Here is an 18,234-nt window from a genome sequence, read left to right as displayed (position 1 = left end):
CACCGTCGAGGGCCGGGAGAGGAGGAAAATATAGTAGCCATGGCTATAGTAGTCATGTATGGTATTTGCCATGAGTGCACCATCCGAGCGCGCGACTCCCGGCTTTCTCGTCTGGCGGCTCTCGATGAAATGGCGCGTGGCCGTCGATCGTGCAGTGGCGCCGCTCGGCCTGACGCACGCGCAGTACGCGCTGGTCGCAACGCTGTTCGGCATGCAACGTGACGGTCGGCGCCCCAGCCAGCGACAGCTCGCCGACCACACCGGGCTCGAGGCGCTCTACGTCTCCAAGCTCGCCCGCGCCCTGGAGGCCGCCGGGCTCGTGGACCGGGACCGCGATCCGGCGGACCCCCGGGCCGTGCAGCTCTCGCTCACCGCGGACGGGCAGCAGGTCGCACGGCGGGCGATCCAGGTGGTCCAGCGGCTCCACGAGCAGTTCCTCGAGCCGTTGGGCGGCCTCGACAGCGCCCGCACCGAGGACTTCACGCACGAGCTGCGCACCCTGCTCGACGCACCGCTGGACCCCGCAGCCGCAGGCACCGACATCGGTATCGCAGAGGAGTCGTCATGACCCAGCCCACTCCCGTCGTCAACGGCCAGCTCATCGGCCTCACCCACTACGCGAGCCGCGCGTTGCTGGAGCGCGTCCTCACCCGCACCGGCACCACATTCACCCAGTCCGTGATACTGCGATCGCTCGCGAGCCACGGCGGGATCCTCGAGCGCCGCTCCCTCGTGAACTTTGCGCACGACGCACTCAAGATCGTCGACGAGTCGGAAGTCCGGACGGCCGTCGAGGAGCTCGTCGCCGGCCAGCTGCTGGCCACGTCCGCCGACGACCGCGTGTCGTTCACGGACGACGGCCGGGAGCTGTTCGACCACATCCAGGACGGCGGCAAGGAGGTCGCCTCCCGACTCTACGCGGGCATCCCCCAGAAGGACCTGGAGGCCGCCGGGCGTGTGCTGGCGCTGGTCCTCCGGCGCGCGAACGCCGAGCTGGCGGCCGCGTAGTCCGCTCTCACTCCCGTTCCGCCGCCATCGTGGAATAAGCAACAATCCGGGTTGGTTGTCGGCCCCCGTAAGGAGGTCTCGAGTGAAAATGACGTACTACGACCACGGAGCAGCCGCGGAGCGCTGGGAGCGGGCGCGGATGTTCTTCGACGCCAAGGACTACTACGCCGCCGCACGCGTCCTAAAGGCTCTGGTCGACGAGGTGCCGGAGCAGACGGGGCCGCGGCTGCTGCTGGCGCGCGCCTTCTACCACTCGGCCCAACTGCGTCGAGCCGAGGCCGAGTTGAACATCATCGTAGAGCGCGACCCGGTGGAGCACTACGCCCGCCTGCTGCTGGGGCGCACTTTGCAGCGGCAGGGTCGCGACGGCGAGGCGGAGCGGCATCTGCGGATCGCGTCCGCGCTGGGCGGCGACTTCGCGCAGGTGTGACCCTCGGCAGGTCTGAGGGCGGCGACGGCCCGTGCCCGGTTCATCCGGTCACGGGCCGTCGTGCGGTTCGGGCGTCCCTGCGGGTTCACGTGAGTCGTGGGTCGTGCCGACGGCAGGAAGCGTCATGACAGGCCGTGGTCGGGCATGCGCCCGTGCGCTGCCGCCGGCAGCGCACGCGACAACCCGCCGCTCCGGGCCGCCGAACGCCGCGCCGCCCCCTGACCGTCCGGCTCCCGCGCCCGCGTGCCGGACGACGCCGCCCGGCTGCCATGGGACCGCCTGCCCCGTCGAAGGGCGATCTCACCGAGGACGACGTCCGCCGCCAAGAACACCATGCCTCCGCCCCTGGCGCGGTGACATCCGCCACGGGGACGCCCGGCGACCCCGTCCGACCCGTGAATCGCCTGTCATGCTGGCCGGATGGCATCCCAAGTCGACCGCACGAACTCCGACGACCGCCCGATCGCCGAACTCGTCGAAGAACTCCTCGCCGCCGGCGGCCCGTTGCCGATCGTCGCCGCGGGCGATCCGGTACTGCGCCGTGGCGCCGAGCCTTTCGACGGCCAGTTGTCGCCCGCGCTGCTGGCCCGCTTCGTCGAGGCGCTGCGCACGACGATGCACGCGGCACCGGGGGTGGGACTCGCAGCGCCGCAGGTCGGGGTGCCGTTGCGGATCGCGGTCATCGAGGATCCGGCACCCGTGCCCGAGGACGTCCGGGTGGTGCGCGGGCGGCTGCCGCAGCCCTTCCGGGTGCTCGTCAACCCGTCGTACGAGGCGCTCGGCGGCCAACGGGTGGCGTTCTTCGAGGGCTGTCTGAGCGTGCCGGGCTGGCAGGCCGTGGTGGCCCGGCACGCGCGGGTGCGGCTGCGGACGCTGGACGAACACGGCGCCGTGGTGGACGAGGAGTTCGCGGGTTGGCCGGCCCGTATCGTCCAGCACGAGACGGACCATCTGGACGGCACGCTCTATCTGGACCGTGCGGAATTGCGTTCGCTGTCGTCGAACGAGACGGTGCTGGCGCGATGGGCACAGCCGACACCCGAACGAGCGGCCATGGAGCTGGGATTCACGCTGCCGGACTGAGAATTCCCGCCGCGGCGGTGACGCCCGCACCCTGTGTTCAGGGCCGCGGGCGTCCTGCCGTCCTCAGGGAATCGGGCGGTCGGTGTGATGCAGAAGGTCGCGAGGGGGCTCAGAGTGTCCCCCTGCCGGGTGACAGCGTCAGCCCCGGTACGCTTCCAGCAGACGCAGCCATACCTCGCTGATCGTCGGGTACGACGGCACCGCATGCCACAGGCGGTTGATCGGCACCTCTCCGGCGATCGCGATGCTCGCCGAGTGGATCAGCTCGCCCACGCCGGGACCGACGAACGTGACGCCGAGCAGGATCTCGCTGTCCAAGTCGACGACCATGCGGCCCCGGCCGCGGTAGCCGTCGGCGTACAGGCCGGCCCCCGCGACGCGTGACAGATCGATGTCGACCGCGCGCACCCGGTGGCCTGCCTCCTCCGCCTCCGCGAGGGAGAGGCCCACGGCCGCCGCCTCCGGGTCGGTGAAGACCACCTGGGGGACGGCCGCGTGGTCGGCGGTCGCGGAGTGGGCGCCCCAGCGGTCCGTCTCCAGTAGCGGAACGCCCGCGGCGCGGGCCGCGATCGCCGCTCCCGCGATCCGTGCCTGGTACTTCCCCTGGTGGGTGAGGAGCGCCCGGTGATTGACGTCACCGATCGCGTACAGCCACTCGCTGTCCGTCACCCGCAGCGTGTCGTCGACCGAGAGCCAGGAGCCGGGCTTCAGGCCGACGGTCTCGAGCCCGATGTCTTCGGTACGAGGTGCGCGGCCGGTGGCGAAGAGGATCTCGTCCGCCTCGAGGCGGTCGCCGGCGTCCGTGACGACCACGAGGGTGCCGCCCTCGCGCCGTACCGACTCGACCGAGGTACCGATGCGTACGTCCGCGCCCGCCTCCGTGAGCGCCTCGGCGACCAGTTCTCCGGCGAAAGGCTCCATCCGGGACAGCAGGCCCTTGCCGCGGACGAGGACGGTCACCTGGGAGCCCAGGGCCTGCCAGGCCGTGGCCATCTCGACGGCGACCACACCGCCGCCCACGACGATCAGCCGGCCCGGGGCGGCCTTGGCGCTCGTCGCCTCGCGACTCGTCCACGGGTTCACCTCGCTGAGCCCCGGCAGATCGGGCAGCAGGGCGCGGCTGCCGGTGCACACGGCCACCGCGTGCCGGGCGGTGAGCACATGCTGTTCTCCGTCGGGGCCGGTCACCGTGACCGTGCGTGGCCCGGCGAGCCGCCCCAGGCCCCGGTAGAGGTCGGCCCCGATGCCCTCCACCCAGGCGACCTGGCCGTCGTCCTTCCAGTCCGACACCTCGTAGTCGCGGTGGGCCAGGACCGCGGGCGCGTCGAGGGCGCCCTGCGCCAGGTGGGCGAGGCCGGGGACGCGGCGGGCGTCAGCGCGAGCGATCACCGGGCGCAGCAGGGCCTTACTGGGCATGCACGCCCAGTACGAGCACTCGCCGCCGACCAGTTCGCTCTCCACGATCGCGGTGGAGAGGCCGGCCACACGCGTGCGGTCGGCGACGTTCTCCCCCACGGGTCCGGCGCCGAGCACCACTACGTCGTAGGCGATGGATTCCGTTTCCGTCATGGGGACAGTCTGGTTGTTGGTGTGCGCGGTTGCCACACGGGTATGTGCGCGGAATACATGTCCCTGTGTCGCCGTTGTGGACAGCGGCTCAGCCCCGACATCAGGAAGAGGGATAGGCAATGAGCAGCACCGTGGAGCTCACCAAGGAAAACTTCGACCAGACGGTCCAGGACAACGACTTCGTCCTGATCGACTTCTGGGCGTCCTGGTGCGGGCCGTGCCGTCAGTTCGCCCCCGTTTACGAGAGCGCTGCCAAGGACAACCCGGACCTGGTGTTCGCCAAGGTGGACACCGAGGCGCAGCCCGAGCTCGCGGCGGCTTTCGGCATCCAGTCGATTCCCACGCTGATGATCGTCCGTGACCGGGTGGCCGTGTTCGCGCAGCCGGGTGCCCTGCCGCAGGCGGCCCTTGACGACGTCATCGGGCAGGCTCGCAAGCTGGACATGGACGAGGTCCGCAAGGCGGTCGCCGAGCAGCAGGCGAAGGCTGAGCAGAACGGCGAGTGACATCTGGAAGCGACCTCTGGAAGGGGTACGTCCCCATCTCCTCGCGCACCGTCGTCCGGCGCCGGCCGGTGAAGGCCTCCACCGCGGCCTCACTGCCGAAGCGGGCGGCGGTGCCGCGGGAGACGGCGGCCCCGAAGGGTTCGACGGTATCGTCGCTGACACTCCGGTCGTTGATGTGAACGGTGCCCGCGTGGATGCGCTCGGCGAGTTCCAGACCGTGCGCGGTGTCCCGGGTGACGATCCCAACCGATGGGCAGTGCGGCCCGGCTGACGCGAGGGTCGCGGCCTCTTCCGCAATGTGGAACGGACGCATGGGCGCGACCGGCCCGAAAACGTCCTCCGTACAGGCGGGTGTGCCGTCGCCGACGCCGGCCGGCACCGTCGGCCGGGTGTGCTCGCCACCGATGCGGTCCGGGGTGCGCAGACCACGTCTCCCGTGTGCTCAGCTGGACTCGCGGTGCACGATCCGCGTCCCGAGCACCTTGTGCGCCTCCGGCACACTTCCAGGATCGCGCACCACATGGTCGACCAGCTCGGCGAGGCCGTGTCCGGACGGCAGTTCGATATGGACCGTGCTCAGCCGCGGGCGCAGCAGCCGCCCGAGCATCAGGTCGTCGGCGCCCACGACGGCAGTCTCCTCCGGAATGCCCACGCCGTCGTCCTGCAGGGCGCGCATCAGCAGCATCGCGTACTCGTCGTTGTACGCGAACACGGCGTCCAGCCCGAGCGAGCGCCAGCGTGCGGCGATTCGGGCGGCGGCCTCCTCCTCGTACGCGAGCGGCAGCTCGGTGACGGCTGCCCCGGTGTCCTCCAGCGCGCACCTGACCCCTTCGAGACGGGGCTTGGAGAAGTACTCGAGGCCGGGCTCCTGCGGGATGACCACGCCGATCCGGCGACGGCCCCTGGCGAGCAGGTGCACTCCGGCGCTGTGGCCGACTCCGTAGTGGTCCAGGAGCAGCGTGTGGGCGCCTTCGACACGTTCGGGGCCGAGGATGACGACGGCGCGCGCGCCGGAGCGCTTGAGGATCTGCACGCCCCGCGGACCGAGGCCGGCGCCGGGGACGATCACTGCCGCCGGTCGCAGCTCCGCCCAGGCGCGGGCCGCCGCGTCACCGTGCAGGCCCATCCCGGCGTACTGCACGACCGTGTAGTCCAAGCGACCGAGGGCCCACTGCAGTTCATTGATGAACCGACTGTAGAGGGGGCCCACCGGTACGTTCGGGGAGGGCATGAGCACCATGCGACTGTGGCCGGCGCGCAGACTGCGGGCCGCGGCGTGCGGGACGTACCCGAGCTCCTCGGCGGCCTCGTGGACGCGCCGTCGCGTGGGTTCGCTGATACGTACGGCCCTGGCGTTGTTGAGGACATAGGAGACGGTCGCGCGTGAGACACCGGCCAGGCGTGCCACATCGGCACTCGTCGGCACGGCGGAGGGGGCGGGCGACGAAGTGACGGGCTGTTCAGGTAACTGCACCATGACGCACCGCATCCTTGCAGAACCGCCGCGGCGGGCCGCCTCCCGGGTGCGAACGATGCCTCAACGACCATCCTGACAAGGGAAGTTGCGCGTTCCGCACCGTCCGGCGCGGTCACAGGTTACCGTTCGGTAGACAACGGACTCGCGGAGGTGTCCCGCATGGCTTCCGACCGTACTCCCGGGCTGGCCGACTGCGCCCGCATACTCGCCGCGGGCGAGGTGACCTCCCGAGTGCTCGTGGAGCGATCGCTGGCCCGGATCGAAGCGACGCAGCCTTCGGTCAACGCCTTCCGCCTGGTGCGCGCCGAGGCCGCGCTCGCCGAGGCGGAGGCGGCCGACAGGGAGCTCGCGGCCGGGGTGCGGCGACCGCTGCTCGGCGTGCCGGTGGCCGTCAAGGACGACATGGACGTGGCGGGCGAACCGACCGCGTTCGGCTGCCCGGGGGAGTTTCAGCCGGTGGCCGAGGACGGCGAGGCGGTACGGCGGCTGCGGGCGGCAGGGGCCGTGATTGTCGGCAAGACCAACACCTGTGAGCTGGGGCAGTGGCCGTTCACCGAGGGCCCCGCCTTCGGTGCCACCCGCAACCCCTGGAACCTCGACCACACCCCCGGCGGCTCGTCCGGAGGGTCGGCCGCGGCGGTCGCCGCCGGCCTGATTCCAGCGGCGCTCGGCTCGGACGGTGCCGGGTCGATCCGCATCCCGGCCGGCTGGACGCACCTGGTCGGCATCAAACCGCAGCGCGGCCGCATCTCGACCTGGCCGAGCCCCGAGTCCTTCCAGGGCATCACGGTCAACGGCACGCTCGCCCGTACGGTCGGGGACGCGGCACTGCTCTTGGACGCGGCGAGCGGCAACCACGCGGACGACGCGCACCGGCCGCCCGCGCTCGACGTCTCGGCGGCGGTGGGACGCGACCCTGGCCGGCTTCGGATCGCGCTCTCGCTGAAGCCGCCCTTCACCGCGCTGCCCGCACGGCTCGATCCCCGCGTACGGGAGCGGGTCCTCACCCTGGCGGAGCGACTCGCCGCGCTCGGGCACGTGGTCGAGGAGGCCGAGCCGCGGTACGGGCAGATCGGGCTCACCTTCCTGCCGCGGGCGACCGTCGGCGTGGCCGAGTGGGTACGCGTCGTGCCGTACCCGGACCTCCTCGACCGGCGCACCCGCGACACCGCCCGCCTGGGCCGGCTGCTCGGCGGGGTGCCGCTGCGCGTGGCACGGCGGGCTGAGGGAGCGTTGCACCGCCGCGTGGGCGCGCTCTTCGCGTCGTACGACGTCGTCCTCGCGCCGACGGCAGCCACTCCCCCGCCGCGCATCGGAACGCTGGCGAACATGAGCGGCTGGAGCACCGACCGCGCGATGATCGCCGCCTGCCCGTACGCCTGGCCGTGGAACGTGCTGGGCTGGCCCGGCGTCAACGTCCCGGCCGGCTTCGTCGACGCAGGGCTGCCGGTGGGTGCGCAACTGCTCGGTCCGGCGCACAGCGAGCCGCTTCTGGTCTCGCTGGCCGCGCAGTTGGAGGCGGACCTCGGGTGGCACGAACGGTGGCCGCCGCACGAGGAGTCCACGGACACACGGGCGGCATAGGCCCGTTGGACCGTACGCTGTGACCATGGACGATGCGTCGTTGGTCGGCTTGATGGGGCGTGTCACCGGCACCGTGGGTCCCGGGCTGGTCGGTGAGGTGATCGTCCGTGTGCGCGGCGGCGCCGAGCACTTCCTCGCCTATCCCGCGGACGGGAAGCGGCGCATCGAGCCGGGCACGGTGGTCATGATCGTGGAGCACCTGCCGCCGCGGACGGTGTACGTCGAGGCGGCGTACGACAGTTGAGCCCGCCTCCTCGCAGGCGAGGGCCGTACGTGTCAAGTTTGCGACAAGGATCCGTCAGCGTCTTCACCCCCGGCTTGCGCAGGCGCACACTCCCTTCGTTCGGTGCCGACCAGGCACCAGGCAGAGGGGGCGCATGCCGATGGTCATCGGCGTCGTGGCGGGGGCTGTTGTCCTCGCGTTGATGTGCATCGTTGGTGTCTTCAAGCTCATGTGGCGTGTGGCGGAGCCCAACGAAGCACTGATCATCTCCGGTTCGAAGCATCGGACCGAAGGTCTCGAAGAAGGCATGGGTTTCCGCATCGTCACGGGGCGCGGCACGCTGGTGCTGCCGGGCATGCAGGCGGTGCGCAAGCTCTCGCTGGACCTCAACGAGACGGAACTTCAGGTGGACTGCGTGACCCACCAGGGCATTCCGCTGAGGGTGCGGGGCGTGGTCATCTTCAAGGTGGGCGACGACTTCGTGTCGATCGCCAACGCGGCCCGCCGCTTCCTCGACCAGCAGAAGCTGATGTCGGAACGCGTGCACAATGTGTTCGCGGGTCATCTGCGGTCCATCGTGGGCGGATTGACGGTCGAGGACATGATCCGTGACCGGGAGAAGCTCACCGGGCAGACCCGGGCGGCGTGTGGCACGGAGATGGAGAAGCTCGGCCTGATCGTGGACTCACTGCAGATCCACGAGATCGAGGACCCGACGGGCTACATCCGCAACCTCGCCGCACCGCACGCGGCGGCGGTTCAGCGGGACGCACGCATCGCACAGGCGGAGGCGAACCGTCTCGCCACCGAGGCGGAGCAGCAGTCGTTCGCGCGGATGGCGGAGGCCACGCGGGACAGCGAGATCCTGCAGGCCGGCTACCAGGCCGAACGCGACAAGGCGGGCGCCAAGGCGCGCCAGGCCGGTCCGCTCGCCGATGCGGCAGCCCGGCAGGAGGTCGTCGTGCAGGAGACCCGGGTGGCCGAACTGGAGGCGCACCGACGCGAACAGCAGCTCCAGGCGGACGTGCGCAAGCCCGCGGACGCCAAGGCCTACGAGAAGCGCACGCTGGCCGAGGCCGAGCGCGACGCGCGTATCTCCTCGGCGCAGGCGAAGGCGAAGGAGACCGAACTGGCGGCCGCGGCCGAGGCGACCCGGGTCAAGACGGCCGCGGGCGCGGAGGCCGAGGCGACCAAGACACGCGGTGCGGCCACGGCGTCGGCGACCCGCGCCACCGGCGAGGCGGAGGCGGCCGCGGCCCAGGCCAGGGGGCTGGCCGAGGCCGAGGCGACCAAGGCCAAGGGTCTCGCGGAGGCGGAGGCCATCAAGGCGCGTGCCGCGGCCCTCGCGGAGAACCAGGAGGCCGTCGTCGCGCAGCAACTGGCCGAGAGGTGGCCGGAGATCGTCCAGGCGGGCGCGTCCGCCTTCGGCAACGTCGACAACATGGTGCTGCTGAACGGTGCCGACGGCATGGCCGACATGTTCGCCAAGGCACTGACGATGGGTGGCACCGGTCTGGGTCTTGCCCGCCAGTTGCTGTCCTCGATGAACCAGAACGGGACATCGGTGAACGGCGCGGCCGGACGCAACGGATTCACGCCGCCGCGCCCGGAGAAGGTCACGGTGGAGAAGGACGAGGGGTGAGGCTCCGCGCGGTGAGCCGCCGAGCCGGTCCGGCGCCGAGGCACTGAGCCGCTGATGCACCGAGGCTTCGGGCGTACGGAAGATGTTCCGTACACCCGAAGCGCGTTCTGCGGCAGGGGCGAGTTCAGCCGGGGCTGTGCAGGCGCAGTGCTGCGACGGATCGGTGCACGGTCTCGGCGTGTCCGAAGAGGCCTGGGAGTCCACCGGTGTGGAGGAACACGGTGCGCTCCCCTCTGCGGATGTCGCCGTCCCGGACGGCGGCGATCAGCCCGGCCATGGCCCGTCCGCTGTAGATCGGGTCCAGGACGATGCCCTCGATGGCCGCGGCCGTCCGCATGGCCTCCAGGACGGGCTCGTGGAGGACGCCGTATCCGGCGCCCACCTGGTCGGTACGGATACGGAGGGCGTCCGGGGCAAGGGCGCGGCCCGTGAGGGCGCCCGCGAGGTCGGCCACGGTCGTGGCAGGCTCGGCCACCGCGCCGCAGTGCACGCCGAGGACGCGCTCGACGCCCAGGGCGCCGATCAGTCCGGCCATGGTGCCGCCGGAGCCCAGCGCCACCACGACGTGGTCCACCTCGGGCAGTTGGGCCCGAAGCTCCTCGCCGCCTTCGACGTATCCCCGTGCTCCGAGGGGACTGGAGCCCCCGAACGGGATCAGGTGCGGGCGGGCGCCGTCCCGGTCCAGTTGCCGGCAGACGTCCTCGGCGGCGCCGGCCAGGTCGCTCGGAGCACCCTCCCCGGCCCAGAAGATCCTCGCGCCGAAGAGGCCGTCGAGCACGAGGTTGCCCGAGCCGTTCTCGGCGCCGTCGGGTGTGCCGGGGAAGACGAGCACGACGTCGAGTCCCAGGCGCGCAGCGGCGGCCGCGGTGAGCCGGGCGTGGTTGCTCTGTGCGGCACCGGTGGTGACCAGGGTGTCCGCGCGCTCCGCGAGGGCCGCCCCGACGATCCATTCCAGTTTGCGGACCTTGTTGCCGCCGCCTCCCAGGCCGACGAGGTCGTCCCGCTTGATCCACAGGTCGCCCTCGCTCAGCCCGATCGCCGCCGCCAGCCGGGGCATGGGTTCCAGCGGTGTGGGCCAGGTCGACAGGGCGATCTTGTCACTCATGGGATCTCCAGATCGAGCGGGCCGCCGGTGTCCGCCCCGGTGGTGCCGGAGGTCGTCAGAAGACCTGTGTGAAGCAGCCGACGGCAATCACGACCGTCGCCACGAGGGCCGACATGATCTTAAAGGCCTTGAACATCATTTCGGTATTCCCGGGTCATAGGGGGATGGGCTGGGGGACCGCTGCTCGGCTGCGGCCGCTGGACTCACAGGCAGGTGCGCACGAGCCACTCGTCGGGGTTGTAGTGGTCCCGCGCCGGGTCCGGAACGGTGGCCGGGCTCTCCGCCACCGTGTCTTCCAGGCGTATGCGCTCGGGCAAGGTGCCGAAGCGTGCGTGGCGCGCGACCGCGGCGGCATCCGGAGACTGCTTCTCTTTCTGCGACATCTCGCTCTCCTTTGTGACGAACGCGGGTGGAGGCCGGGCCCGCCGGGGCCGGTCGTCCCTGGCGGGCTCACCGTCGGCTCAGACCGCGGTGGCTTCGATGGTGACCGGGATGTTGCCCCGGGTGGCCTTGGAGTACGGGCACAGCTGGTGGGCGGCGGCGCCGAGCTCCTCCGCCGTCCGCTGGTCGACGCCGCTCAGTTCGAGCTTGAGCACGGCGCTGAGACCGAACTCGCTCGGGTCGTCGTGGTGCAACGTGACGGCCGCCTCGACGGACACGCCCTTCAGGGTGACCTTCCGCTGCGTGGCGGCCCTTTTGACCGCACCCACGAAACACGACGACCATGCGGCGGCGAACAGCTGCTCGGGATTGGTGGCCCCGCCGGCACCGCCGAGCTCCTTCGGGATGGCGAGCGTGGCTTCGAGCAGACCGTCCTCGGCGACGACACGGCCTCCGTTGCGACCCTCGCTCGTGGATGTGACAACGCCCGTGTACGTGGCAGCCATGGCGAATCTCTCTTCCGTGGTGATCGTCAGGGTCGAACCTGTGACCACCACACTGCATGCACATGCATCACCAGTCAAGGGGGTGATGCTCGATGCCACATCGCTTTCAACCAGGCAATTGGCCAGCGAACACGCCGTTACCACGCACAGGAACCGGATTACGTTACCAGTTTGACTGGTGACTAACGTCATGCAAGGGTCTTGCCACGAGCCCATCTGCGGGGCCACGGGACAAGCCGGCACGGCTGGTCCGGAAGTTCAGCTCGCCGACCTGGCACGTCGACGACGCCACGTTCGAGCGCACCACCACCGCCTTCGACAACCCCGACTACGTCGACATCGTGATCCACAACCACCGCTGGCGACTGGGCCTCGCGGCGGGCGATCCGCGATACGGCGCCCAGGAACGGCTCGCACAGGGACCCGTGATCGGTGTTCCGACCATCACCCTCGACGGCGAGCTCGCCCCCTTCACACCCGCCGGTGACGGCGCGATGTACCGGGACAAGTTCTCGGGACCCTGTGTACACAGGACCCTCAAGGGCATCGGCCACAACGTGCCCCAGCAGGCCCCCGAGGCGTTCGCGGAAGCGGTCGTGGAGGCCGGCTCCCTGCTGCGCCTCTGATCCACGGAAGCGGACAGCGTGACGGCCGGCCCCCCGCCCCGACGGTGAAGTCCCCCACCGGGTGCGGCGGGTCGGCCATCAACCGGAGCGCGCACGGGCCGGCGCCGGTCAGCGGGAGGCGGGTACCTTGGCCTCCTTCTTGCGGGCACGGTAGGCCTGCGCCTTGAGCTTGTTCCCGCAGGACTCCATGCCGCACCAGTGCCGGCGCATGCCACGCGAACGGTCGATGTAGACCCGCGTGCACTGCGGATTGCCGCACTCCTTCATCAAGGGCACATCCGGACCCCCCAGGAGTTCGATGGCGTGCCGCGCGACGGCGGACAGTGCCTCGTCGGGCGTCGCATCCGTCCAGCGCCCCGACGGGGTGAGCTGAGGCGTGGCGGACGGTGTGCGGGCCGCGCCGTTGACGACGGCGAGGGCCCCCCGGTCGAAGTCCTCCCCGGCGATCCGTGCGCTGACCAGCGTGTAGATCGCCTCCCGGACCTCGATGGCCCGCTCGACATCGGACTCGCGGCTCGGGGTGACGGCGTCGACGATTCCGGACTCGACGTACCAGGCGTCCAGCCGGTCCGGAGACACGAACATCTCGAACCGCACCGAACGACGGGCACGAAGCGTCGCAGCGAAGTCGAGAGCAGGGCTTCCGCACGGAAATGCATGCTCCAGTTTCACGTCACCATTTTGGCAGGTGACATGTAACACGGCAACCACGCATCACCCCTCAGACAAGTGACGCTCCCGCCCGGTGCGCCGCACCGGGCGCCGTGGCGCCGAGAAGGGCCAGGCAGTTCTCCCACAGGGCGTCGAGGCGCTGGGTGTTGTTGTAGAGCTTGGCGAACAGTACCTGGCCCTCAAGCTGGGCGACCACGGACCGTGCGGCCTCGCGACTGTCCGAGACGGTGACTTCTCCGTCCTGACGGGCCTCCGCGACGACCTCCTCGACCATGTCCACCTGCGCTTCGAAGATCTGCTGAAGCCGTTCGCGGATGGCTTCGGTCTGATTGCTCATCTCCAGGGTCAGATTCCCGAACAGGCAGCCCGAGACGGTACCGCAGCTCTGCTGCCCGGCGCGCTGCTCGGCCTCCGTCTCCTCGAACAGCCGCCGCAGGCGCTCGAGCGGGGGCGCGTCCCCGCTAAGGACACGGCTCCAGCCGGCGCGCTGCCCGGCCCAGTGCTCGTCGAGCACCGCCAGGGCGAGCACCTCCTTGGAGTCGAAGAAGTAGTAGAAGCTGCCCTTCGGCACACCTGCCGCCTTGCAGATCTCGGCCACTCCCAGCGCCGAGAAACCGCGCTGCTCGATCAGCGACTGAGCGGCGGCGAGGATCCGCTCCTTGGCATCACTGGTTCGTCCCATGTTGCAAGTCTACGACCGGTCGTCTAGCGTGAATTTACTAGACCAGTCGTCTATTGCATAGCAAGGAAACCCGACACCATGACGGAACCCATGACCGAGACCGTCGCGGACCCCGTACGCGTGGTCCTCGAGCGTTGGAAGGCCGCCTTCGACGGCCACCAGGTGGGGGCGATGGCCGACCTGTTCACGCAGGACGCCCTCTTCCAGGGCTTCGGCCCGAAGGTCGAGGCCGGCCGCGACGCGGTACACGCCTACTACGCGGCGGTGCCGGACGACCGCACGGCCGACGTCACCGTCCTGAACACCTACACGATCGGCGAAGACGCGGCCGGCGGCTTCGCGGACGTGACCTTCAGCGACCCGCACGGCTGGGCAGCCCCGGTGCACCTGTCGCTGGTCCTCCGGCGCGAGCACGACACCTGGCGGATCCGCCAGTACCACGTGTCCCGGGTCGTCACCGACCACTGAGGCACCCGACCGGCGCGGGAGGCCCCGCAGGGCTCCGCGGGTGCGAGCCGTCGTGCCCCGCGCGATGGTGAGTCGGTGGGCAAGTGCCCCTTCGTGGCCGGGCACAGCAGAACTGCGGAGGAGGAGCGATGGACATCAATGGCTCGGTGGCCCTCGTGACGGGGGCCAACCGCGGTATCGGCAGGGCGTTCGCCCGCGCGTTGCTCGACCACGGCGCGGCCAAGGTCTACGCCGCCGTACGGGACCCGGACAGTGTGGCCGACGCGGATCTCACCCCGTTGCGGCTGGATGTCACCGACCATGAGCAGGTCGCCGCGGCCGCCGAGGCGGCGGGTGACGTCACGATCGTGATCAACAACGCCGGTGCCGGGGGCTGGGAGACCAAGCTCCTCGAGGGCTCCTTCGACGGTGCCCGCGAGGCCATGGAGGTCAACTTCTTCGGCACCTGGGCCGTCGCCCGCGCTTTTGCCCCCGTTCTGGCCCGGAACGGGGGTGGTGCCCTGGTGAACATGCTGTCGGTGGCGTCCTGGGTCGGCCGGCCCGGCTGGCCGGGCTACGCGGCGTCCAAGGCCGCCGCGTGGTCCCTGACGAGCGCGCTGCGCGAGGGCTTGCGGGACCAGGGAACACAGGTGGTCGCGGTGCATGCCGGGTTCGTGGAGACGGACCTGGCCTCCTGGGTGGACGCGCCGAAGATCGCTCCCGAGGACGTCGCCCAGCAGACCATGCACGCTCTGCTCGAGAACCGGGTCGAGGTCCTCACCGACGAACGCACTCGGGAGGTCAAGGCGAACCTGTGCCGCCCGCTGGACGCCGAAGCCCCCTGAGACCGGGCACCCGCCTGCCTCAGACGGGTCCCCTCCAGATGTTGTCGAAGGCCGCCTTCTCGATGTCCCGCCGCTGTCGTACCGCCGTCAGCTCCGTCACCGCGTCGTCGACGGCGGCCAGCACCGTCGCCGCCACCTCGCCGATCTCGTCGGGGAGTTCCCCCGCCGGCGTGTCCCCGATCCCGGCCGTCGCGGCGAGGGTGGCGAGCACCGGCTCCCGGGCGGCCCACCGGTCCGCCGCCCGGCGCCGTGCGGGCGAATCCACCAGCACCGCTTCGCCGGTCCAGGACGGCAGCCAACGGCGGCGTTGCCGCCTGAACTGCCCCTCCTCCTCGAAGGCGGCCAGGTAGGCGGATGACAGGCCACGCCCCCTGCGCCACAGCCAGTCCTCGACCGACTCGTAGGGCATCTGCCGCACCAGTGACGACGCGGCGTCCTGCACCAGGCGGTCGTCCGTCACCGGCGGGTCGGCCGCAACGATGCGGTCACCGTCCAGGGTGATGGCCCGGGCGTCGACGAGGTCGATCAGCTCGGCTCCCGCCAGCGACAGCGACAGATCACCCGGTTCGGCAGGACCGCCCGGGGTGGCGTCCAGGGCGACGATGAGCAGATCCCGTGCAGTGGTCATGCGTGACTCCACATCTCGGCGCGGGGTGGCGGTACGCCTCGCTGAGCGGCCGCCCCGTCAGCCCGACAGTAGCGCGGCCCGGTCAGGTGCGGTCGGTCGAGGCCGTAGCAGCGTCGACCGGTGCGGTCCGGTCCTGGGGCACGCCGTGCCGTGCGACCGTCATGTGGTGCGGGAACCCGATGCGCACAAGCCCTGCGGTGAGGGCGGCCGCGAGGACCACGAGGGCGGCCAGGAGCAGCGCCTGGCGGTAGCCGTGGTGGAGCAGTGGCGCGACCGTGAGCGGTCCGACGATCTGACCCACGGAGTACCCGGTGGTCAGCAGGGCGACGGAACGGGGGTACCGCAGATGCGCGCCTGTGGCCAGGGCCAGGGTGCTGACGCCGATGAAGGTGGCGCCGAACAGGACCGCGGAGACCAGGGCGGCCGCAACCGACCCGAACAGAGCCGGCAGGGCGATGCCGACCGCCTGGACGACGAGTGCGGCGAGCAGCAGGCCGGGACGGGACCAGCGGCGTCCCAGCCGGGCCCACAGTGCCGAGGACGGCACTGCCGCGAGACCGACGAGCACCCAGGCGCCGCTGCCGGCCCAGCCCGGCGTGCTCTGCCCGATCGCGGCGACGAGGAAGGTGCCGGCGACGATGTAACCGATGCCTTCCAGCGTGTAGCTGACGAACAGGGCGCTGAACCAGCGGTGCGTGGGCGCCCTCGGTCGCACCGGCGTGACGCCGTCACCGGGAGCGGGCGCTTCCTCGGGCCACAGGTTCCAGGAGACCGCGGCGAGAGCGGCGCAGAGCGCGGCCGAGGCCCACCAGGCGGGCTGCCAGTCGGCGACGGTGCGCAGCAAGAGGACCAGCAGGCCAGACAGCGCGATTCCGGCGCCGACTCCGCCGAAGGCCCACCCGGGCAGATGGGCGGGATGCTCCCTGAGGTGGCTGACAAGGGAACTTGCCGCGATGACGAAGATCAGGGCGCTGGCGATCCCGGCCAGCAGCCGCAGTACGAGCCATGCCGCGCTGCTGTGCGTGGCGGGCATCCCGGCCAGGGTGAGGGTCAGGACGACCAGACAGCAGCGCAGGACGAAAGACGAGCGGACCAGCGCAGGGGCCAGGATGCCCGTGAGGGCACCGATGAGGTAGCCGACGTAGTTGGCGGTGGCCAGGTGCGCACCGGCTCCGGCGGACAGCCCGGCCTGGGTGTGCATCAGAGGAAGGATCGGCGTGTAGACGAAGCGGCCGACCCCCATGCCGGCCGCGAGCGCTGCTGCGGCCCGGGCGACGTGGGCCCAGGGCGAGTGCCGTGCGGTGGTGGTGCCGGCGGGTGAAAGGCGCTCGATGCGCGCACTCATGGACATGTCCTCGGGAGATGGGTCCGGGCGGAGGTCCGTGGGGCTCGGTCCGCCGCCCCCGGCGCGCGGAAGCGACCGGACGGCGCTGAGGGCGGGCGCCTTGGGGTCAGGACGCGGAGTCGGTGCGGCCCGGGTCGTTGGGGTGGGATTCGAGCGCGGTGACGTGGAGCGTCATCCACGGGCGCAACGGCAGCGTGCCGAGCACCTTCTCGTGCAGTTCGTCCTCGTCGGCGGCACGCCAGACGCCATGGCTGCGCAGTTGGCCGACGTGGCGCCACAGCCGTACGAGATGCCCGGCGGCGGCCAGTTCCCCGGCCCGGACGGCTTCGGCGGCGCGACGGCGGTCCACCTCTTCCTGGCTCGTGCCTTCGGGAACCGTGGTGGTGATCTCGACCAGGAACTCGCGCATGATCCCTCTCCAAGTGGGCGGGCTCCCCGCGGTGCCGGGACGCCGACGCATTGCCGTGACCCCCATGGTCCCGCTGCGACCAGGGCAAAGGCCATGATCGGCTTCCTCGTTGCTGGTAGGCGGAGCCTCCCAGCGACGTAGCATGGCGGACGTGGAGCTACGCCAGCTGCGGTACTTCCTCGCAGTCGCCGAGGAGCTGAACTTCGGCCGCGCCGCCGAGCGGCTGCTGATCGCCGGTCCTTCACTGTCGCAGCAGATCAAGGCGCTCGAACGCGACCTTGGTGTGCGGCTGTTCGACCGGGACCGCCGCTCGGTGTCCCTCACCCCGGCCGGCGCCGCCCTGCTCCCGCACACCCGCGCCCTGCTGGAGCGGGCCGACGACCTCAAGCGCCGGGCCGACCGTCTCGCCGGGTCGGAGCCGGTACGGCTGGGTTATGTCAACTGGCTGCCCCCGGACCTGACTACACGTACCGCCGCGGTCGCCCAAGTGCACGTCGACGCCTGGGTCGCGCCCTCTCACGCCCAGGCCGCCCGGGTGGCCGCCGGCAGCCTCGACGTCGCGGTGTGCTGGATCGGAGCCGAGGACCTGGCGCGCCTGGGCCTCCAGGCGCGGCTCATCGGCGCCGACCGGCTGTACGCCGTCGCCCCCGGGGGTGACGACAGCGACGTACGCACCCGGGACACCACGGTTCTCCTCGACGCGGACACGACGTCCTGGGCGTCCTGGAACTCCTTTGCCCAGCAGCTGTCCGACGACACCGGCGCCCGAGCGGTCCACATCACCGACGGCGGCATCACCGGCGCCGCGTTCTTCGACCACGTCCGCCGCTGCCGCCGTCCGGTGGTCAACTCCCCCAAGGGTCAGAGCGCCGCCGTGCCGCCCGACCTGATCAGGCGCCCCCTGGTCGCACCCAAGATCTACTGGACCTGGTCGCTGGTCTGGCGCGGCGACGAGGAGCGCGCCTCGGTCCGAGCCGTCGTCGACACCCTGACCGAGGGTGTCGACGACCTCGGCATCCAGGCCCCGGACGCCTGGCTGCCCGGCGACGACCTGTACAGGCGCTGA

General features: G+C 71.1%; 23 protein-coding genes. 12 read left to right on the top strand and 11 right to left on the bottom strand.

Translation table 11 applies throughout. The features are described from left to right. Positions 1–70 precede the first annotated feature (70 nt). The 4 genes from VXC91_RS08715 to VXC91_RS08700 all read left to right on the top strand — a co-directional run bounded on the left by VXC91_RS08715 (position 71) and on the right by VXC91_RS08700 (position 2,521). Positions 71–568, top strand: a complete 498-nt coding sequence (locus VXC91_RS08715) for a MarR family winged helix-turn-helix transcriptional regulator (RefSeq protein WP_329506373.1) — start codon at positions 71–73, stop codon at positions 566–568. Next, complete coding sequence (locus VXC91_RS08710; RefSeq protein ID WP_329506372.1) at positions 565–1,008, top strand: MarR family transcriptional regulator; 444 nt, start codon at positions 565–567, stop codon at positions 1,006–1,008. The genes VXC91_RS08715 and VXC91_RS08710 overlap by 4 nt, the downstream gene beginning before the upstream one ends. Before the next feature lie 82 nt (positions 1,009–1,090). After that, positions 1,091–1,438 carry a tetratricopeptide repeat protein gene (locus VXC91_RS08705; RefSeq protein ID WP_329506371.1) on the top strand — a complete coding sequence of 116 codons (348 nt, stop codon included), beginning with the start codon at positions 1,091–1,093 and terminating at the stop codon, positions 1,436–1,438. A 420-nt stretch (positions 1,439–1,858) separates the two neighbouring features. Continuing rightward, on the top strand, positions 1,859–2,521 hold the full coding sequence (locus VXC91_RS08700) for a peptide deformylase (RefSeq protein WP_329506370.1): 663 nt from the start codon (positions 1,859–1,861) through the stop codon (positions 2,519–2,521). A 138-nt stretch (positions 2,522–2,659) separates the two neighbouring features. Here the strand turns inward: VXC91_RS08700 and VXC91_RS08695 are convergent, their stop codons facing one another. Further along, positions 2,660–4,090: a dihydrolipoyl dehydrogenase family protein gene (locus VXC91_RS08695; protein WP_329506369.1), complete on the bottom strand. Its 1,431-nt coding sequence runs from the start codon at positions 4,088–4,090 to the stop codon at positions 2,660–2,662. Positions 4,091–4,209: 119 nt separating this feature from the next. Between VXC91_RS08695 and trxA the strand changes: the two genes are divergently transcribed. Next, positions 4,210–4,596 (top strand): thioredoxin, encoded by a 387-nt coding sequence (gene trxA / locus VXC91_RS08690; RefSeq protein WP_329506367.1) that lies wholly within the window; start codon positions 4,210–4,212, stop codon positions 4,594–4,596. On the opposite strand, the gene VXC91_RS08685 is transcribed toward trxA, so the two are convergent. Further along, positions 4,508–5,002 (bottom strand): aldehyde dehydrogenase family protein, encoded by a 495-nt coding sequence (locus tag VXC91_RS08685; RefSeq protein WP_329506416.1) that lies wholly within the window; start codon positions 5,000–5,002, stop codon positions 4,508–4,510. The two genes, trxA and VXC91_RS08685, sit on opposite strands and share 89 nt — an antisense overlap. Before the next feature lie 36 nt (positions 5,003–5,038). Further along, a complete protein-coding gene (locus VXC91_RS08680) occupies positions 5,039–6,073 on the bottom strand; it encodes a LacI family DNA-binding transcriptional regulator (RefSeq protein WP_329506366.1) in 1,035 nt (344 codons plus the stop codon). 159 nt (positions 6,074–6,232) lie between these two features. Between VXC91_RS08680 and VXC91_RS08675 the strand changes: the two genes are divergently transcribed. The 3 genes from VXC91_RS08675 (at position 6,233) to VXC91_RS08665 (ending at position 9,522) form a co-directional block, all read left to right on the top strand. Further along, a complete protein-coding gene (locus tag VXC91_RS08675; RefSeq protein ID WP_329506365.1) occupies positions 6,233–7,657 on the top strand; it encodes an amidase in 1,425 nt (474 codons plus the stop codon). A gap of 25 nt (positions 7,658–7,682) precedes the next feature. Further along, positions 7,683–7,901, top strand: coding sequence for a hypothetical protein (locus tag VXC91_RS08670; protein WP_329506364.1), 219 nt, complete (start codon positions 7,683–7,685; stop codon positions 7,899–7,901). 133 nt (positions 7,902–8,034) lie between these two features. After that, complete coding sequence (locus VXC91_RS08665; protein WP_329506363.1) at positions 8,035–9,522, top strand: flotillin family protein; 1,488 nt, start codon at positions 8,035–8,037, stop codon at positions 9,520–9,522. Between the two features lie 124 nt (positions 9,523–9,646). Here the strand turns inward: VXC91_RS08665 and VXC91_RS08660 are convergent, their stop codons facing one another. The 3 genes from VXC91_RS08660 to VXC91_RS08650 form a co-directional block, all read right to left on the bottom strand. Beyond that, entirely contained in the window at positions 9,647–10,627 is a 981-nt protein-coding gene (locus tag VXC91_RS08660) for a D-cysteine desulfhydrase family protein (RefSeq protein WP_329506362.1), read from the bottom strand. Between the two features lie 203 nt (positions 10,628–10,830). Further along, positions 10,831–11,010: a hypothetical protein gene (locus VXC91_RS08655; protein ID WP_329506360.1), complete on the bottom strand. Its 180-nt coding sequence runs from the start codon at positions 11,008–11,010 to the stop codon at positions 10,831–10,833. Between the two features lie 78 nt (positions 11,011–11,088). After that, positions 11,089–11,514, bottom strand: a complete 426-nt coding sequence (locus tag VXC91_RS08650) for an Ohr family peroxiredoxin (protein ID WP_329506358.1) — start codon at positions 11,512–11,514, stop codon at positions 11,089–11,091. A 341-nt stretch (positions 11,515–11,855) separates the two neighbouring features. On the opposite strand from VXC91_RS08650, the gene VXC91_RS08645 reads away from it, so the two are divergent. Further along, entirely contained in the window at positions 11,856–12,140 is a 285-nt protein-coding gene (locus tag VXC91_RS08645) for an alpha/beta fold hydrolase (RefSeq protein ID WP_408057350.1), read from the top strand. 108 nt (positions 12,141–12,248) lie between these two features. On the opposite strand, the gene VXC91_RS08640 is transcribed toward VXC91_RS08645, so the two are convergent. Further along, positions 12,249–12,812, bottom strand: a complete 564-nt coding sequence (locus VXC91_RS08640; RefSeq protein WP_329506357.1) for a CGNR zinc finger domain-containing protein — start codon at positions 12,810–12,812, stop codon at positions 12,249–12,251. Between the two features lie 49 nt (positions 12,813–12,861). After that, positions 12,862–13,494, bottom strand: coding sequence for a TetR/AcrR family transcriptional regulator (locus VXC91_RS08635; protein ID WP_329506356.1), 633 nt, complete (start codon positions 13,492–13,494; stop codon positions 12,862–12,864). 78 nt (positions 13,495–13,572) lie between these two features. Here VXC91_RS08635 and VXC91_RS08630 point away from each other — a divergent pair, with 78 nt between their 5' ends. Further along, the gene (locus tag VXC91_RS08630) at positions 13,573–13,962 is read left to right on the top strand and encodes an SgcJ/EcaC family oxidoreductase (RefSeq protein WP_329506354.1); all 390 of its coding nucleotides are present in this window, start codon (positions 13,573–13,575) and stop codon (positions 13,960–13,962) included. A 128-nt stretch (positions 13,963–14,090) separates the two neighbouring features. Beyond that, positions 14,091–14,786, top strand: a complete 696-nt coding sequence (locus tag VXC91_RS08625) for an SDR family oxidoreductase (RefSeq protein WP_329506352.1) — start codon at positions 14,091–14,093, stop codon at positions 14,784–14,786. Between the two features lie 19 nt (positions 14,787–14,805). Here VXC91_RS08625 and VXC91_RS08620 read toward each other — a convergent pair whose 3' ends face one another. The 3 genes from VXC91_RS08620 to VXC91_RS08610 all read right to left on the bottom strand — a co-directional run bounded on the left by VXC91_RS08620 (position 14,806) and on the right by VXC91_RS08610 (position 17,168). Continuing rightward, positions 14,806–15,414, bottom strand: a complete 609-nt coding sequence (locus VXC91_RS08620; RefSeq protein WP_329506351.1) for a GOLPH3/VPS74 family protein — start codon at positions 15,412–15,414, stop codon at positions 14,806–14,808. A gap of 82 nt (positions 15,415–15,496) precedes the next feature. Continuing rightward, complete coding sequence (locus VXC91_RS08615; RefSeq protein WP_329506350.1) at positions 15,497–16,759, bottom strand: YbfB/YjiJ family MFS transporter; 1,263 nt, start codon at positions 16,757–16,759, stop codon at positions 15,497–15,499. 106 nt (positions 16,760–16,865) lie between these two features. Beyond that, on the bottom strand, positions 16,866–17,168 hold the full coding sequence (locus VXC91_RS08610) for a muconolactone Delta-isomerase family protein (protein ID WP_329506348.1): 303 nt from the start codon (positions 17,166–17,168) through the stop codon (positions 16,866–16,868). Positions 17,169–17,310: 142 nt separating this feature from the next. Here VXC91_RS08610 and VXC91_RS08605 point away from each other — a divergent pair, with 142 nt between their 5' ends. Beyond that, positions 17,311–18,234 carry a LysR family transcriptional regulator gene (locus VXC91_RS08605; RefSeq protein WP_329506347.1) on the top strand — a complete coding sequence of 308 codons (924 nt, stop codon included), beginning with the start codon at positions 17,311–17,313 and terminating at the stop codon, positions 18,232–18,234.

Origin of the sequence: Streptomyces chiangmaiensis (assembly GCF_036281785.1) — a bacterium.
Classification (GTDB): Bacteria; Actinomycetota; Actinomycetes; order Streptomycetales; family Streptomycetaceae; genus Streptomyces; species Streptomyces chiangmaiensis.
The sequence above is the reverse complement of the archived record's forward strand: the minus strand, read 5'-3'. Positions and strand labels throughout refer to the sequence as shown.

Bases quoted from the DNA above. Each gene is read 5' to 3' on its own strand.
- VXC91_RS08715 (WP_329506373.1), top strand. From the start codon at position 71: ATGAGTGCACCATCCGAGCGCGCGACTCCCGGCTTTCTCGTCTGGCGG.
- VXC91_RS08710 (WP_329506372.1), top strand. From the start codon at position 565: ATGACCCAGCCCACTCCCGTCGTCAACGGCCAGCTCATCGGCCTCACC.
- VXC91_RS08700 (WP_329506370.1), top strand. From the start codon at position 1,859: ATGGCATCCCAAGTCGACCGCACGAACTCCGACGACCGCCCGATCGCC.
- VXC91_RS08695 (WP_329506369.1), bottom strand. From the start codon at position 4,090: ATGACGGAAACGGAATCCATCGCCTACGACGTAGTGGTGCTCGGCGCC.
- trxA (WP_329506367.1), top strand. From the start codon at position 4,210: ATGAGCAGCACCGTGGAGCTCACCAAGGAAAACTTCGACCAGACGGTC.
- VXC91_RS08680 (WP_329506366.1), bottom strand. From the start codon at position 6,073: ATGGTGCAGTTACCTGAACAGCCCGTCACTTCGTCGCCCGCCCCCTCC.
- VXC91_RS08675 (WP_329506365.1), top strand. From the start codon at position 6,233: ATGGCTTCCGACCGTACTCCCGGGCTGGCCGACTGCGCCCGCATACTC.
- VXC91_RS08670 (WP_329506364.1), top strand. From the start codon at position 7,683: ATGGACGATGCGTCGTTGGTCGGCTTGATGGGGCGTGTCACCGGCACC.
- VXC91_RS08665 (WP_329506363.1), top strand. From the start codon at position 8,035: ATGCCGATGGTCATCGGCGTCGTGGCGGGGGCTGTTGTCCTCGCGTTG.
- VXC91_RS08660 (WP_329506362.1), bottom strand. From the start codon at position 10,627: ATGAGTGACAAGATCGCCCTGTCGACCTGGCCCACACCGCTGGAACCC.
- VXC91_RS08655 (WP_329506360.1), bottom strand. From the start codon at position 11,010: ATGTCGCAGAAAGAGAAGCAGTCTCCGGATGCCGCCGCGGTCGCGCGC.
- VXC91_RS08650 (WP_329506358.1), bottom strand. From the start codon at position 11,514: ATGGCTGCCACGTACACGGGCGTTGTCACATCCACGAGCGAGGGTCGC.
- VXC91_RS08635 (WP_329506356.1), bottom strand. From the start codon at position 13,494: ATGGGACGAACCAGTGATGCCAAGGAGCGGATCCTCGCCGCCGCTCAG.
- VXC91_RS08630 (WP_329506354.1), top strand. From the start codon at position 13,573: ATGACGGAACCCATGACCGAGACCGTCGCGGACCCCGTACGCGTGGTC.
- VXC91_RS08625 (WP_329506352.1), top strand. From the start codon at position 14,091: ATGGACATCAATGGCTCGGTGGCCCTCGTGACGGGGGCCAACCGCGGT.
- VXC91_RS08620 (WP_329506351.1), bottom strand. From the start codon at position 15,414: ATGACCACTGCACGGGATCTGCTCATCGTCGCCCTGGACGCCACCCCG.
- VXC91_RS08615 (WP_329506350.1), bottom strand. From the start codon at position 16,759: ATGAGTGCGCGCATCGAGCGCCTTTCACCCGCCGGCACCACCACCGCA.
- VXC91_RS08610 (WP_329506348.1), bottom strand. From the start codon at position 17,168: ATGCGCGAGTTCCTGGTCGAGATCACCACCACGGTTCCCGAAGGCACG.
- VXC91_RS08605 (WP_329506347.1), top strand. From the start codon at position 17,311: ATGGCGGACGTGGAGCTACGCCAGCTGCGGTACTTCCTCGCAGTCGCC.